The organism is Winogradskyella sp. ECml5-4 (genome assembly GCF_036903175.1).
Lineage (GTDB): Bacteria > Bacteroidota > Bacteroidia > Flavobacteriales > Flavobacteriaceae > Winogradskyella > Winogradskyella damuponensis.
The window spans coordinates 33013-47202 of record NZ_JAYJLF010000015.1; the positions used below are offsets into that span (position 1 = coordinate 33013).

Annotated in this window: 15 protein-coding genes; 10 read left to right on the plus strand and 5 right to left on the minus strand. The window is 31.8% G+C overall.

Translation table 11 applies throughout. The features are described from left to right. Nucleotides 1-79: 79 nt before the first annotated feature. Both VDP25_RS14710 and VDP25_RS14715 read left to right on the plus strand, forming a co-directional pair. Nucleotides 80-457, plus strand: a complete 378-nt coding sequence (locus tag VDP25_RS14710) for a LysM peptidoglycan-binding domain-containing protein (protein WP_334471050.1) — start codon at nt 80-82, stop codon at nt 455-457. A gap of 87 nt (nt 458-544) precedes the next feature. Continuing rightward, nucleotides 545-1522: a hypothetical protein gene (locus VDP25_RS14715; RefSeq protein WP_334471052.1), complete on the plus strand. Its 978-nt coding sequence runs from the start codon at nt 545-547 to the stop codon at nt 1520-1522. A gap of 10 nt (nt 1523-1532) precedes the next feature. Here the strand turns inward: VDP25_RS14715 and cmk are convergent, their stop codons facing one another. The 4 genes from cmk to lon form a co-directional block, all read right to left on the minus strand. Further along, nucleotides 1533-2219, minus strand: coding sequence for a (d)CMP kinase (gene cmk / locus VDP25_RS14720; RefSeq protein WP_334471054.1), 687 nt, complete (start codon nt 2217-2219; stop codon nt 1533-1535). A gap of 16 nt (nt 2220-2235) precedes the next feature. After that, nucleotides 2236-3267: a type IX secretion system protein PorQ gene (gene porQ, locus VDP25_RS14725; protein ID WP_334471056.1), complete on the minus strand. Its 1032-nt coding sequence runs from the start codon at nt 3265-3267 to the stop codon at nt 2236-2238. A 73-nt stretch (nt 3268-3340) separates the two neighbouring features. Then, a complete protein-coding gene (locus tag VDP25_RS14730; RefSeq protein ID WP_334471058.1) occupies nt 3341-4099 on the minus strand; it encodes a LysM peptidoglycan-binding domain-containing protein in 759 nt (252 codons plus the stop codon). Then, nucleotides 4083-6536 (minus strand): endopeptidase La, encoded by a 2454-nt coding sequence (gene lon / locus VDP25_RS14735; protein WP_334471060.1) that lies wholly within the window; start codon nt 6534-6536, stop codon nt 4083-4085. The genes VDP25_RS14730 and lon overlap by 17 nt, the downstream gene beginning before the upstream one ends. 230 nt (nt 6537-6766) lie before the next feature. Here lon and VDP25_RS14740 point away from each other — a divergent pair, with 230 nt between their 5' ends. The 8 genes from VDP25_RS14740 (at nt 6767) to VDP25_RS14775 (ending at nt 13137) form a co-directional block, all read left to right on the plus strand. Beyond that, complete coding sequence (locus tag VDP25_RS14740; protein ID WP_334471062.1) at nt 6767-7318, plus strand: RNA polymerase sigma factor; 552 nt, start codon at nt 6767-6769, stop codon at nt 7316-7318. 10 nt (nt 7319-7328) lie between these two features. Further along, the gene (locus VDP25_RS14745; RefSeq protein WP_334471064.1) at nt 7329-7892 is read left to right on the plus strand and encodes a hypothetical protein; all 564 of its coding nucleotides are present in this window, start codon (nt 7329-7331) and stop codon (nt 7890-7892) included. Then, complete coding sequence (locus tag VDP25_RS14750; RefSeq protein ID WP_334471066.1) at nt 7870-8958, plus strand: hypothetical protein; 1089 nt, start codon at nt 7870-7872, stop codon at nt 8956-8958. The genes VDP25_RS14745 and VDP25_RS14750 overlap by 23 nt, the downstream gene beginning before the upstream one ends. 92 nt (nt 8959-9050) lie before the next feature. Further along, nucleotides 9051-9770, plus strand: a complete 720-nt coding sequence (locus VDP25_RS14755; RefSeq protein ID WP_334471068.1) for a head GIN domain-containing protein — start codon at nt 9051-9053, stop codon at nt 9768-9770. A 218-nt stretch (nt 9771-9988) separates the two neighbouring features. Then, complete coding sequence (dnaX, locus tag VDP25_RS14760) at nt 9989-11707, plus strand: DNA polymerase III subunit gamma/tau (protein ID WP_334471070.1); 1719 nt, start codon at nt 9989-9991, stop codon at nt 11705-11707. 81 nt (nt 11708-11788) lie between these two features. Continuing rightward, a complete protein-coding gene (locus tag VDP25_RS14765; RefSeq protein ID WP_334471071.1) occupies nt 11789-11953 on the plus strand; it encodes a hypothetical protein in 165 nt (54 codons plus the stop codon). A gap of 11 nt (nt 11954-11964) precedes the next feature. Beyond that, the gene (locus VDP25_RS14770) at nt 11965-12552 is read left to right on the plus strand and encodes a hypothetical protein (RefSeq protein ID WP_334471072.1); all 588 of its coding nucleotides are present in this window, start codon (nt 11965-11967) and stop codon (nt 12550-12552) included. Between the two features lie 3 nt (nt 12553-12555). Further along, on the plus strand, nt 12556-13137 hold the full coding sequence (locus VDP25_RS14775; RefSeq protein ID WP_334471074.1) for a tRNA-(ms[2]io[6]A)-hydroxylase: 582 nt from the start codon (nt 12556-12558) through the stop codon (nt 13135-13137). Between the two features lie 98 nt (nt 13138-13235). Here VDP25_RS14775 and VDP25_RS14780 read toward each other — a convergent pair whose 3' ends face one another. Then, a complete protein-coding gene (locus VDP25_RS14780; protein WP_334471076.1) occupies nt 13236-14189 on the minus strand; it encodes an AAA family ATPase in 954 nt (317 codons plus the stop codon). Nucleotide 14190 lies beyond the last annotated feature (1 nt).

A 14190-nucleotide genomic window follows, 5' to 3' on the forward strand; every position in this document is an offset into this window, starting at 1 on the left:
AATGATGCTTAGAAACATAAAAAAATGGCACATAATTTGGTATATTTACAATACTATTAACAATTAAAAACTTAAAACAATGGTTAAAGCAAAATATCAAGGTGTATTAGACTTAGGCGAAAAATTAAACATCCAAAACGGAGATGTTAGTGAAAAAGATGGAGTACTACAAGTAAAAGGTACTGCAGCGACACAATACGAAAAAAACTTAATTTGGGATAAAATTAAAGAAATAGGTGGTGTTGACCCTTCTGACATTATGGCCGACATAAAAGTAGCAGATGAATCTGTTTATGCAAGACATACAGTTGCTTCTGGTGAAACTTTAGGAAAAATTGCAAAGCATTATTATGGTGATGCTATGAAGTACAAAGACATCTTTGCTGCTAATTCTGATTTACTTAAGAATCCAGATGTAATTCATCCTGATCAAGAATTAATTATTCCAAATTTATAATAGGAAGACGAGAATTTATAGAAAAAGCGATAGACATTGTGTTTATCGCTTTTTTTGTTATCTTGGATTCCTTAATTAAAATAATAAATGAACTCTCCTAAATCTACCTTTTTAATTTTATTCTTATTAATAAATGCTCTATCATGTGATTCTTCTAGTGATGAACTCAATAATAGCACAACAGATGATTATAACTTGTTAGTTGTTGATGATTTAGGCAAAGTTTATGAAATTGGTAATAATACTGGTGACATAGAACAAACTGGTACAATTAACAAACAAATTGATGGAACCTTCCTTGGGTTAGGAACAATAACATCTACCGAGGATAAAATTTATGCTATTGAATATTTTTACGATCCAGGACCTGTAAATAACCTTTTAATTTTTGATAAACAAACGGGTACAACTGAAATAATTCGGTTAGAAATACCTGAAAATCTTATAGGTGATGAAAACGCTATAGCAGGCTTAACAACCTACGGCTCTAAGTTAATTGCTATTTTAACTGAAGATCTATATCTAAATAATAATATTAAAAATATTGTTTCAATTGACTTAGAAACTTATCAAATAGAAGACCTTGGTATTACTTTTTACGAAAATGGTATTACATCTATGGAATATACAAATGATAAGGTTTATATCTCAACAATAAATGAAGGATTTCTAGAAATAAATCTCAACACTAGTTTTGTTAATAATTTACAATTCAGCGACACTATAATTAACGGAGGCAAATTAGCTGTTATTGATAACAATAGAATAGCATTAATGCAGTTTGACCACAACAACAATATTACCAACGACTTTAAACCCGTAGAGTTAGATATAACAAATCAAACTTTTACCGATAAGTCAAATAATAATCTTTTTGGATATGCAACTCCTTCAGGAACGTCAATCTATAAACATGACGAATATATTAATCTATTCTCATCTGCCGATTTAGAGATATACTATGGTATTCTTAAATGTAATTTTGAAACAAATACTATTGATATGGTTACGATTAACTCTACAACAATCAATAGGAATATGGTAATAATAGGAACGGTAGATTAGTTTTTTCTTATTACTGTATTAAATCATTTGCCAAACCCACAATAGTTTCCAACTGCTCTTCTATGGTCAAATCAGAGTTATCAATTTCAATGGCATCCTCTGCTTTTACTAAAGGAGAATCTTCTCGTGTAGAATCTATATGGTCTCTAGTGGTTACATTTTCTAAGACATCTTCATAACTCAATTCATGGCCACGATCTGTTAATTCTTTATAACGTCGTTTGGCTCTAGTTTCTGCAGAAGCAGTCATAAATATTTTTAATTCGGCATCAGGAAAAACAACGGTTCCAATATCGCGTCCATCCATAACAATACCTTTATCTTTTCCCATGAGCTGCTGTTGTTCTACCAATTTTCGTCGTACAGCAGATAAAGTAGCTACAGGACTTACAAATTTAGAAACTTTAAGTGTTCTAATATCAGCTTCAATATTTTTACCATTTAAATAGACTTCGGCAAAACCAGCTGCCTTATTAAATTTAAAAGTAATACTAATATCTCCTAGCCTATTTATTAACTCTTTTTCTTTAAAAAAATCGTCTCCGATATACTCATGTTCTAAACCAAAGTAAGTTACAGCTCTATACATAGCTCCTGTATCTACGTAAATATAATTTAGTTTTTTTGCTAATTGTTTAGCAACAGTACTTTTTCCTGTTGATGAAAAGCCATCTATAGCAATAACAATCTTTTTCATTGTTGATTTATTTAATTTATCTTCTTCGACCATCTAAATCTATTTGAAGTCCAAAAAAACTAGTGTTTGAAGCACTTGTATATCTTGCATGCGTATAACTAAAACGCATATTATTTAATTTAATACCAATACCTACTGAGAGGCCAGAAAAATTTCTTTGATCTACAATACGCAATTCTTCTGCTCGTCTAAAGTTATAACCTAATCTAACATTAAAACCTCCTTCGGGGAACAACTCTGCCCCCAATATAAGGTGTCTTAACCCTTTATTTAAAAACCCTACTTTTTCTTGGGTTTGATTGCCATCTAAGTCGGTAGTAGCTCGTGCAGGATTAGAGACTCCAATAGGCCATTTTTGTAAATTCTCTAGTGTTAAATGCCAACGTAGAGGCACGTTTTCTAGGGTTTGAGACATCCCAAAATTAATTTCAAAAGGCAAAGGTTCGTTTTGACCTGCATAAGTTGTAAACTGCGTTCCTATATTTCTAAGAGTTAAAGCGGCATGAAAATCGAGTTTTTCATTAATATACATAGCTCCTAAATCTACCGCACCACCAATAGAACTGTATTGTTCTAATCCAGAGGTTATAAGTTTTACATTGGCTCCAATATAGATATCTGTATACGGAATATTATAATTATAACCTACAGATAATGCTGCCTCATTTCCTTTAAAAGTCCCTGTTGAATTACCATCAACATCGTAACCATCAAAAGTGCCATAATTAACATATGTAATACCTGCATGAAAGGTTTGTACGTGTCTGTCCCACGTATAAGCATAAGCTGCTGTTCCGTATGTAATTCCTCCTAAATGGCTAGAAACATTAACAGCTAACTGATTGTGCATTTGGTAATTTATAGAAGCCGGATTGTAAAGTGCTTCTGTAACATCATGATCAAAGTTAGTAATGATTTTTCCACCTAAAGCAGCTTGTCTTGGTGAGGATACTAAATTCAAAAATTGATAAGTGGCCTCACCACCCAATTGCGCGAGCATAGGCAGAGAAGAAAGCATTAAAAATAAGGTAGTAATCCTCTTAATCATAGATTTTGCAAAATAACTAAATCTATCTTAAAACGATGATATGATTTTTTTATTTTTTGAGTGTTGTAGTTTTCTATTTTAACTGTAGTTTTTGACCTATTTTAATGGTATTGCTTGTTAATCCATTTAAACGTTTAATTTCATCTACAGTTGTTCCACTATGTAAAGCAATACGATATAAGTTATCTCCTTTTTTCACAATCCAAACAGACAGATCGCTAACTTCTTTTGATGTATTAAAATCAGTAACACGAAGTTTTTGACCTACTTTAATTAAATTTGAATGTAAGTTATTCTGATTTTTTAAATCCTCTACCTTTAAATTATATCGTTTTGCTATACTGTATAAAGTTTCATTTAATGCTACAATATGAATGCTTGAATGGTTACTTTCTGAATTGCTTTCATAAGTAGTTTTATGTTCAACTTCAACTGTTGGATCTGTAACTGCGTCAAAGTTTTTCACACGAAGTCTTTGTCCTTTATCTATTAATGTTGTCTGTAAATTATTAGCGCGTTTTAGTTCGGTTAAAGAGACCTTGTATGTTTTAGAAACATCTAATAAAGTCTCATTAGGTTGAACAATATGAAAATCGGAATCCACAGCCTTAACAATAGTGTCTTGCTTTTTTGTTTCATCCGTTAGCGGTGTTTTTACATTGTTTTCAGTTTTAGCTTTTACTAAAGTAATTTCACCAGTTGCAACATTTAATTTTGCAGGTTTTCCGTCTAATAGCACATCTTTATACTCTACTTTAGATTGTGCTATTAGACTTATATTTACTGCTAAAATAAATACAACTGATAAAATAACTTTAAAGCTTTTTCGCATTTTTAACTTTTTGATTTGTAAGCGCCAGTTTTAAAACATCGCTCATATCTGTTACGTAATGAAACGTTAATCCTTTCAGATATTCTGGCTTAATCTCCTCTATATCTCTTCTATTATCTTCACAAAGTAAAATCTCTTTAATACGTGCACGCTTGGCTGCTAATATTTTTTCTTTGATACCTCCAACAGGTAATACTTTACCTCGTAATGTAATCTCACCAGTCATGGCTAAACTCTTTTTTACTTTACGCTGTGTAAACAAAGATACTAAAGAAGTTAACATAGTAACACCTGCACTTGGTCCATCTTTAGGAGTTGCCCCTTCTGGAACGTGAATGTGAACATTATATTTTTCAAACACTTCTGGATTAATACCAAATTCATCTGCATTTGCCTTAATATATTCCATAGCAATTGTAGCAGACTCCTTCATTACTTTACCTAAGTTTCCTGTAATAGATAGCGTTCCTTTTCCTTTAGATAAAATTGATTCAATAAAGAGAATATCTCCACCTACGCTTGTCCACGCCAATCCTGTTACAACACCTGCAACATCATTGTTTTCGTATTTATCGCGCTCCATTCTTGGACTTCCTAGAATTTCAATAACATCTTCATTTGTAACCTTAACGTTATACGTTTCTTCCATTGCAATATTTTTTGCTGCATAACGCACCATTTTTGCAATTTGCTTTTCTAAACCTCTAACGCCAGATTCACGTGTATAACCTTCAACTATTTTTTCGAGTTGTGGCTTTGCTATTTTTAAGGCTTTATCGTCTAAACCATGTTCTTTTAATTGCTTTGGTAGTAAATGACGTTTAGCAATCTCTACTTTTTCTTCAATAGTATAGCCTGTTACATTAATAATCTCCATACGATCTCTTAATGCTGGCTGGATTGTATTCATGTTATTAGCCGTCGCAATAAACATCACTTTAGATAAATCATACCCCATTTCTAGGAAATTATCGTAAAATTCATTGTTTTGTTCGGGATCTAATACTTCTAACATAGCAGAAGATGGGTCACCTTGATGACCTGTAGATAATTTATCTATTTCATCTAATACAAATACAGGATTAGACGTTTGAGCTTTCTTTAAACTCTGAATAATTCGTCCTGGCATAGCACCAATATAGGTTTTTCTATGGCCTCTAATTTCTGCTTCATCGCGCAAACCACCTAATGAAATACGCACATACTCTCTTCCTAAAGCTTCGGCAACAGACTTCCCTAAAGACGTTTTACCAACACCTGGAGGTCCATAAAGACATAATATTGGAGACTTCATATCATTTCTAAGCTTTAAAACGGCTAAATACTCAATGATTCTCTTCTTTACGTCTTCTAATCCAAAATGGTCACGGTCTAAAATTTTCTGTGCTCGTTTTAAATCAAATTTATCCTTGCTAAACTCATTCCATGGTAAATCTAAGAATAGGTCTAAGTAATTACGTTGAATAGAATACTCGGCAACCTGAGGATTCATACGTTGCATTTTTGCTAATTCTTTATCAAAATGCTCTTTTACCTTATCGTCCCATTTCTTTTTCTTAGCACGTGCTTTCATATCTTCAATTTCTTCACCAGAAGACACTCCGCCACCCAATTCTTCTTGAATGGTTTTCATTTGTTGGTGCAAGAAATACTCACGTTGTTGTTGGTTCATATCACTCTGAACCTTAGACTGAATATCATTTTTAAGTTCTAGTTTTTGATATTCAAGATTCATGAATTTCAAGGTTTGAAGTGCACGCTCCTTTAAATCGTTAATCTTTAACAATTCTTGCTTTTCCTCTACTCTAAGATTCATGTTAGACGACACAAAATTCACCAAGAACGAATCGCTTTCAATATTCTTAATTGCAAAACTTGCCTCAGACGGAATATTAGGACTTTCCTTAATAATGTCTAAAGATAAATCCTTAATAGAATCTATAATTGCTCTAAATTCTTCATTCGCTTTTGCTGGTTTTGCTTCAGGAATATCAGAAATTGTTGCCGTTAAATAAGGCTTCTCAGAAATTACTTCGTTAATAGAAAAACGTTTTTTACCTTGAATAATAACTGTGGTATTACCATCTGGCATTTTTAATACCTTTAAAATACGTGCAACCGTTCCGGTTTTGTATATGTCTTTAGCTGTTGGATTTTCTACCGCCTCATCCTTTTGAGAGACTACACCAACGACTTTACCTCCTTTGTTTGCGTCATTAATTAATTTAATTGAAGCATCACGTCCTGCTGTAATTGGAATAACTACACCAGGAAATAAAACCGTATTTCGCAATGGTAAAATTGGTAACGACTCTGGTAACGATTCGTTATTTATTAACTCTTCATCTTCTGGTGTCATCAATGGAATTAATTCTGAATTCTCATCGAAATCCTGAAATGACAGATTGTCTAAATTTAAAAATTTTGATTTTTTCATATATATTTTCTAGCCATTCTGTCATTAACATCAACAGAACAACATTATTTTAAATGTATTAATAATTAACTTTACACTGAATATCAATTTGTTATAAGATATTCAAAGTTATTCACACTGTTATATTTTCAATTGTTATGCCATTACCTTTATAACGACATAAAACTTTTTTCATTTTAAACTGTAACACTTAAAAAAAAACTCCATCTATAAGTAAAAGCAATTGTTTTTTGACATCAACCAATCAAAATATCGAACAGTTATTACAACTTTGTCAATCTGGAAACCAACGTGCACAGTTGGAAGTTTACAACAGATACAACAAAGCTATGTATAACACAGCAATTAGAATTGTAAAAGATTCTTTTAAAGCTGAAGACATTATGCAAGAGTCTTTTTTAACGGCTTTTACAAAATTAAACACTTTACAAGACGTCAACTTGTTTGGCGCATGGCTAAAACGTATTGTTATAAACAACAGTATTAGCTATTATAATAAAGTGGTTAAACAAAATGAAGTGCCTTTAGAAAATGTCCTTTATAAAGTTGAAGACCATCAAGGTATTGATGAAGACCATCATAAAAATGAAAAAGTTAAACAAATAATGAGCGCAATGAAAACCTTAAAGCCCAATTACAGTTTAGGATTATCATTACACTTAATTGAAGGGTATGATTATGAAGAAATCTGTGACATCATGGATATTTCTTATGCCAATTGTAGAACAATGATTTCGAGAGCGAAAGAAAGTTTACGTAAAAAAATAATGCAAACCGCTTAATAAAAAAACTATGGAAAAGAGTACTATAGATGATTTATTTGATGACCTAAAGGGTCGTTTTGATATAAGCGAACCTAATCAAGGGCATGAAAATAGATTCTTAAATAAATTGAACGCAAATGATTTGGCTTCAACCAAAACTAAAGAACAATTGCGTTTTAACTGGAAACCTTTTTTAGCCATTGCAGCATCAATAATTATTTGTTTTGGTTTATTTGCAACATTACAAAATCAGCCAGAAAATTTAGATTTAGCTAGTGTATCTCCAGAAATGTCTGCTACACAAGATTTCTTCACAATTACTATTGAAAACGAATTAAAGAAACTAAACAACGCACGCTCACCTTTAACTGAACAAATTATTTCGGATGCTTTAATGCAAATTCAACTCTTAGAAAAAGAGTATCAAAATTTAAAAACAGATTTAACTGAAAGCGGAAAAAACCAACGTGTTATTTATGCGATGATTTCTAACTTTCAAAATAGAATAGACATTTTAAACACCGTTTTAGAACAAATTGAAACGATTAAAGAACTTAAAACAAATACAAATGAACCTAAACATACAATTTAAAATAGCCTTTTTATGTCTACTCCTTCCGAGTATTGTATTAGCACATACAAATAAAGACATTGTAAAATCTAGCAAAGAAAAAATCATAAAAAAGTCCTTTAATGTATCTCCTAACGCTACATTAAAAGTAGATAATAGTTATGGAAGTATTGATGTTATTACCTGGAACGAAAATAGAATAGACTTTGATATTCTTATTAAAGTTACAGGTAATGATACCGAAAAAGTACAAGAGCGATTAAATGGCATCACTGTTGATTTTTCAGTGACTAAAGACTTGGTTTCTGCTATCACTAAAATAAGCAAAACTAAAAGTAGTTGGTGGAATTGGGGAAAAAATAAAAGTATTCAGTTAGAAATTAAATATGTAATAAAAATTCCTATTTCTAATAATGTAAACCTTGATCAAGATTACGGTTCTATTAACTTAGATAGACTTAATGGTGTTGCAACTATTAATTGCGATTACGGAAAAATTACCACCAAAGAATTGATGGCAGATAATAACGATATCAGATTTGACTACAGCAGTAACTGCTATTTTGAATACATAAAAAGTGGCAAAATAACAGCCGATTATAGCGGATTTACAGTTGCAAAAACTAACAACTTAATCGTAAAAGCAGATTACACAAAATCCATTATAGAAGTTGCAGAAAATGTAGAATATAATTGTGATTATGGCTCATTAAAAGCCGACAATATCAATAATTTTAGTGGCAAAGGTGATTATCTAACATTACGTTTAGGAAATGTCTTTAAAAATGTAAAAATTGATGCCAACTACGGCTCAATAAAAATTGATAGAATGGCGTCAAAAGCACAAAATATTGATATTGATGCAGATTTTACAGGCATTACAATTGGACACGATGCCAATTACAACTTTGATTTTAATATCGAATTAGAATTCGCATCCTTACGAGAATCAGATGGTTTTAATTTTACCAATAAAGAAATTGACCATACTGAGAAAAAATACAACGGTTATTATGGCTCTCAAAATTCTGGAAATAATGTTAAGATAGACTCTGAATACGGAAGTGTTACCTTTAAAATAAACTAGTTACCAAGTTTTGTTTTTAGAATAATCACTATAAAAAGCCCTGCAAACTTGTAGGAATAAAAAATAAACATCAAATCAAAAACTAAAAAATCATGAAACTATTACAATCAATCACAGTAATCGCATTTGTATTATGCGTAACAACTTCTAACGCCCAAAAATGGAAAAAAATAAAAGGGGATGGCAACATTACAACCGTAAAAAGATCTACGGACTCTTATAACGGCTTAAAAGCTGCAGGATCTATGGATTTTAAATTAGTGCAAGGTACAGAAGGTAACATCACAATTAAAGGAGATTCTAATTTAATGGATTACATTGTAACCGAAGTAAAGAGCAATATACTCTATGTTAAGGTTAAAGAAAAATACAACCTAAAACCAAGCCAAACCATTATTATCACCATACCTTATGAATCTATTAATTCTGTGTCGCTTGCCGGTTCTGGTGATGTTGAAAATTCAGGTACTATAAAAGCAGATGAATTTGATGTGGCTTTAGCAGGTTCTGGCGATATAGATTTAAATATTGAAGCGCAACATATAGATAGTAGAATTGCTGGCTCTGGTGACATTGAACTTAAAGGCTCTACTAAAAACCTAATCACTGTTGTAGCAGGTTCAGGAGACTTTGATGGTGAACATTTAAAAAGCATCAATGTAGATGCTAAAATATCTGGTTCTGGAGATATAAATGTGGTTTGTAACGGAGAACTTAAAGTAAAAATAGCAGGTTCTGGAGATGTAAAATACTCAGGACAACCAACAAAAAAAGACACTAAAATCTCCGGTTCTGGCAGTGTTAGTAACTAAGATTTTATTCTAAAAAAAAGCCACTTAAAATTAAGTGGCTTTTTTTTAAGACATTAAAACATTTTTAAAATATATAAAGTCTTAAGATTTTTTTATCAGTACACTGTTAATAACTCAAATAAACTAAGCTTAATTTAAACTCTAAATTGAGCTTCTTTTTTTAAATTTGTATTCTAGATTTTTAAAATTAGTTAGCAAAAGCAAATTCAGTATAAACCTTGGAACACTTTGTAGTATCAGCGCGTAAATACAGACCACAAACCTTTAAGGATGTTGTGGGCCAGCAGGCTATTACAAACACGTTACTTAATGCTATTGAAAACAATCATTTAGCTCAAGCCTTATTATTTACAGGTCCTCGTGGAGTTGGTAAAACAACTTGCGCTCGTATATTGGCTAAAATGATTAATAGTGATGAAAACACAAGTGAAAACGAAGACTTTGCTTTCAATATTTTTGAATTAGATGCAGCGTCAAATAACGGTGTAGACCAAATAAGAGAACTTACAGATCAAGTACGTATTCCACCACAAGTTGGTAAATACAAAGTATATATCATTGATGAGGTTCACATGTTGTCTCAAGCCGCTTTTAATGCCTTTCTAAAAACATTAGAAGAGCCACCCAAACATTGTATCTTTATTTTAGCAACTACTGAAAAGCATAAAATCATTCCAACAATACTATCACGTTGTCAGATTTTTGATTTTAAACGTATAACGGTTTCTGATGCTAAAGACTATTTAAAATATATTGCCAAAGAACAAGGCATTACAGCAGAAGATGACGCACTTCATATTATTGCTCAAAAAGCAGATGGTGCCATGCGTGATGCACTGTCTATTTTTGATCGCGTAGTTAGTTTTTCTGGAAAGAACCTAACAAGACAAGCCGTTACTGAGAATTTAAACGTTCTTGATTACGAAACCTATTTTACAAGTACAGATTTAATATTAGAAAATAAGATTCCAGATTTATTAGTTCAATTTAATACCATACTATCTAAAGGATTTGACGGGCACCATTATATTGCTGGTTTAGCTTCACACTTTAGAGACCTTATGGTTTGTAAAAATCCTGCAACCATTCCTTTATTAGAAGTTGGTGAAGACACTAGTCTAAAATACCAAGAACAATCACAGAAAACATCACATAGTTTTCTTATGGAAGGGATTCGGTTAGCTAATGACTGTGACCTCAAATACAAAACCAGTAAAAATCAACGCTTACTAGTTGAGTTAACACTTATGCAACTTGCCTCTATCACTTTTGATGGAGAAAAAAAAAATCTTAGGCACTTCATAATTCCGCCTTCGTATTTTAAAGCCAAAGGCATCACTCCTATTCCTGTTACAAAACCTAAAGCAGAAGTTAAAACTCCTGAGCGTAAAACAACCATAGGCTCACAAGCAAAACCTAAGGAAACTGTAAACGAGCCCGTTATTAAGATCCCAAAAATTTCTATTAACAAACCAAAATCATCAACCTCTGGTTTATCCTTAAAGAGTATAAGAGAAAAGAAAGAACATCAATTACGTCAAATGGATGTCGTAATTGATGAAGATGCATTACCAAAAGAACCGGTTACACAAGAAGCCTTAGACGAAGCTTGGAAAATATACACCGAAAAAATGAATAAGAAAGGTGAAAAAATTATGGCTTCTATTTTACAAATGGATCAGCCAAAATTAAAGGGCACCACCATTTATTTAACCTATTCTAATAATACCAATAAGATTGAATTGCAACGTGCCGAGTTTCCGCTAATGGCATTTTTAAAGAAAAGGTTGCTTAATTATGATCTTAAGCTAGACATAACTGTTAACGAGGAAATAGCAAAAAAATACGCATTTACACCTTTAGAAAAATACGAGAAATTGAAAGAAAAAAACCCTAATATTGAAGTTTTACGACAAACTTTTGGGTTAGATATCTAGCAGAACTCCATTAATCTCATCAGTAATGATTGAAATAGTTGTATGTTTAAAATTAATTGTCATTTTTTTAAAATTGAATGAATGAAAAAAAAATTACCTTTAATCATTATTATTGCGAGTGCCATTCTAATCATTGCTCACTTTATATTCGTAGAAAAATTTGATCATGGCTTTTGGTTATCAACACTTTCTAGTGTATTAATTATTATATCTATGGTTTTAACAATTAGAGAAAGGAAAAAATAATTCACCTAAAGATGAAACATTTACTAGGAATTTTAATAATCGTTGCCTCAATTACCTTCATGAACTGCGAAGGCCGAAGAACACAAAGTCAAGCTTTATCTAAAAGTATTGAAAAATTCAAAAAAACGGTCAATTTTGAAACCAATGTTTACATTCCTAAAACTTATATAGAACAAGAAACTGATACATTGCTTAGCAATGGTTATCATGTAAAAATAAAGACCTATACAGACACGTCTAATGCTGTACATTTTTCAAAAATAAAAGACACTATTAATTACCAAACATATTATAGAAATTTCAAATTTGACATTAGTGTTTCAAAAGACAACAAACTAATCTATCATGAGCGTTTTGATAAGAAAAAAGTAAACAAAGCCTTTAATTACAGTACTAATTTAGTTTCGGGTTCAGAATTATATAATTTTGATACGCTTGCCGTTTTAAAATCTATTAATGTTAATGACGACCCTACATACACAAACATGGTGTTAATAGATATTACGTATGCTATTCCAGAATCAGATAGATACGCTTCTCACACGTTGTTTATAGACGAAAAAGGGAAGTCAAATATTGTTCAAATTGAAGTAAAATAATTTATGTTAGGACTAAAATTACCAACCGATCCAAGATGGGTTAATATCGTTGAAAAGAATATTGAAGATATATTAACAGACCACGCCTATTGTGAACAAAAAGCAGCAAGTACAGCTATTTCGCTAATTGTAGGTTTTCCAGAATACACGGAACTCGTACAGGAGATGATAGCTTTAGTAGAGGAAGAAATGAGCCATTTTAAAATGGTACACGATAAAATCATAGAAAATGGTTGGACGCTTGGTAGAGACCGTAAAGACGATTATGTACTAGCACTTATAAAATTCTTTCCTAAAGGAGGAAGTAGAACAACACAACTAGTTCATAGACTTCTATATGCCGCATTAATTGAAGCTCGTAGTTGCGAACGCTTTAGGTTATTATCTGAAGAGCTAGAAGACAAAAAATTGGCGAAATTTTACCGCAAACTAATGATTAGTGAAGCAGGTCATTACACCATGTTTTTAAATTTTGCTAGAAAATATGGAGACAGAAAAGAAGTTGACGACAAATGGGACGCATTACTCGATTATGAAGCTGAGATTATGAAAAACTTAGGCAATAAGGAAACAATACACGGTTAAGTTAAAGGTTATTGATAACCAACTTAACAGATTTAAAACAAAAAAACGACCATCAAAATTGATGGTCGTTTTTTATATTTAAAATAAATTCAGAATTCTTAAAACAAACTCTCAATTATCTTCTCGTCAGTAATGCCTTCAGCTTCTGCTTTGTAATTTTTAATAATTCTATGTCTTAGAATTCCCGTTGCAACAGCTTGAACATCTTCAATATCTGGTGAGAATTTTCCTTTCGTAGCAGCATGAGTTTTAGCTGCTAAAATTAAATTCTGAGAAGCCCTTGGTCCAGCTCCCCAATCTACAAACTCTCTTACAATATCTGCAGCTGTATCTTCTTTTGGTCGTGTTTTCCCCACTAAAGATACTGCATATTCAATAACATTATCTGCAACAGGTATACGACGAATTACATTCTGAAAATCGATAATTTCTTGTGCTGTATATAACGCATTTACCGAAGATTTAATATCTGTAGTTGTTGCTTTAACCACATCAACCTCTTCTTGAAACGATGGGTATTGTAAATTAATAGAAAACATAAAACGGTCTAATTGTGCTTCTGGTAAAGGATACGTTCCTTCTTGCTCAATTGGGTTTTGTGTCGCTAAAACAAAATATGGTAAACTTAACTTATATTGATGACCAGCTACTGTAACCGAACGTTCTTGCATCGCTTCTAATAAGGCTGCTTGCGTTTTTGGCGGAGTTCTGTTAATCTCATCTGCTAAAATAATATTAGAGAATATTGGTCCTTTTATAAATTTAAACTGACGATTCTCATCCAAAATTTCACTACCTAAAATATCACTAGGCATTAAATCTGGAGTAAACTGAATACGCTTAAAATCTAAACCTAAAGCTTGTGCAATAGTGTTAACCATTAAGGTTTTTGCCAAACCAGGAACACCTACTAAAAGCGAGTGACCACCAGAAAATATGGAAATTAATACTTGACTAACAACCTCATCTTGACCAATGATGACTTTAGCAACTTCTTGTTTTAGCGCTGCATATTTTTTTACAAATTTTTCAATTATAGCAACATCAGACATA

Coding starts and splice junctions, on each gene's coding strand:
- VDP25_RS14745 (WP_334471064.1), top strand. CDS start 7,329: ATGGAAAAGAGTACTATAGATGATTTATTTGATGACCTAAAGGGTCGT.
- VDP25_RS14710 (WP_334471050.1), top strand. CDS start 80: ATGGTTAAAGCAAAATATCAAGGTGTATTAGACTTAGGCGAAAAATTA.
- VDP25_RS14765 (WP_334471071.1), top strand. CDS start 11,789: ATGAAAAAAAAATTACCTTTAATCATTATTATTGCGAGTGCCATTCTA.
- cmk (WP_334471054.1), bottom strand. CDS start 2,219: ATGAAAAAGATTGTTATTGCTATAGATGGCTTTTCATCAACAGGAAAA.
- VDP25_RS14770 (WP_334471072.1), top strand. CDS start 11,965: ATGAAACATTTACTAGGAATTTTAATAATCGTTGCCTCAATTACCTTC.
- VDP25_RS14780 (WP_334471076.1), bottom strand. CDS start 14,189: ATGTCTGATGTTGCTATAATTGAAAAATTTGTAAAAAAATATGCAGCG.
- VDP25_RS14755 (WP_334471068.1), top strand. CDS start 9,051: ATGAAACTATTACAATCAATCACAGTAATCGCATTTGTATTATGCGTA.
- lon (WP_334471060.1), bottom strand. CDS start 6,536: ATGAAAAAATCAAAATTTTTAAATTTAGACAATCTGTCATTTCAGGAT.
- VDP25_RS14775 (WP_334471074.1), top strand. CDS start 12,556: ATGTTAGGACTAAAATTACCAACCGATCCAAGATGGGTTAATATCGTT.
- VDP25_RS14715 (WP_334471052.1), top strand. CDS start 545: ATGAACTCTCCTAAATCTACCTTTTTAATTTTATTCTTATTAATAAAT.
- VDP25_RS14730 (WP_334471058.1), bottom strand. CDS start 4,099: ATGCGAAAAAGCTTTAAAGTTATTTTATCAGTTGTATTTATTTTAGCA.
- porQ (WP_334471056.1), bottom strand. CDS start 3,267: ATGATTAAGAGGATTACTACCTTATTTTTAATGCTTTCTTCTCTGCCT.
- VDP25_RS14750 (WP_334471066.1), top strand. CDS start 7,870: ATGAACCTAAACATACAATTTAAAATAGCCTTTTTATGTCTACTCCTT.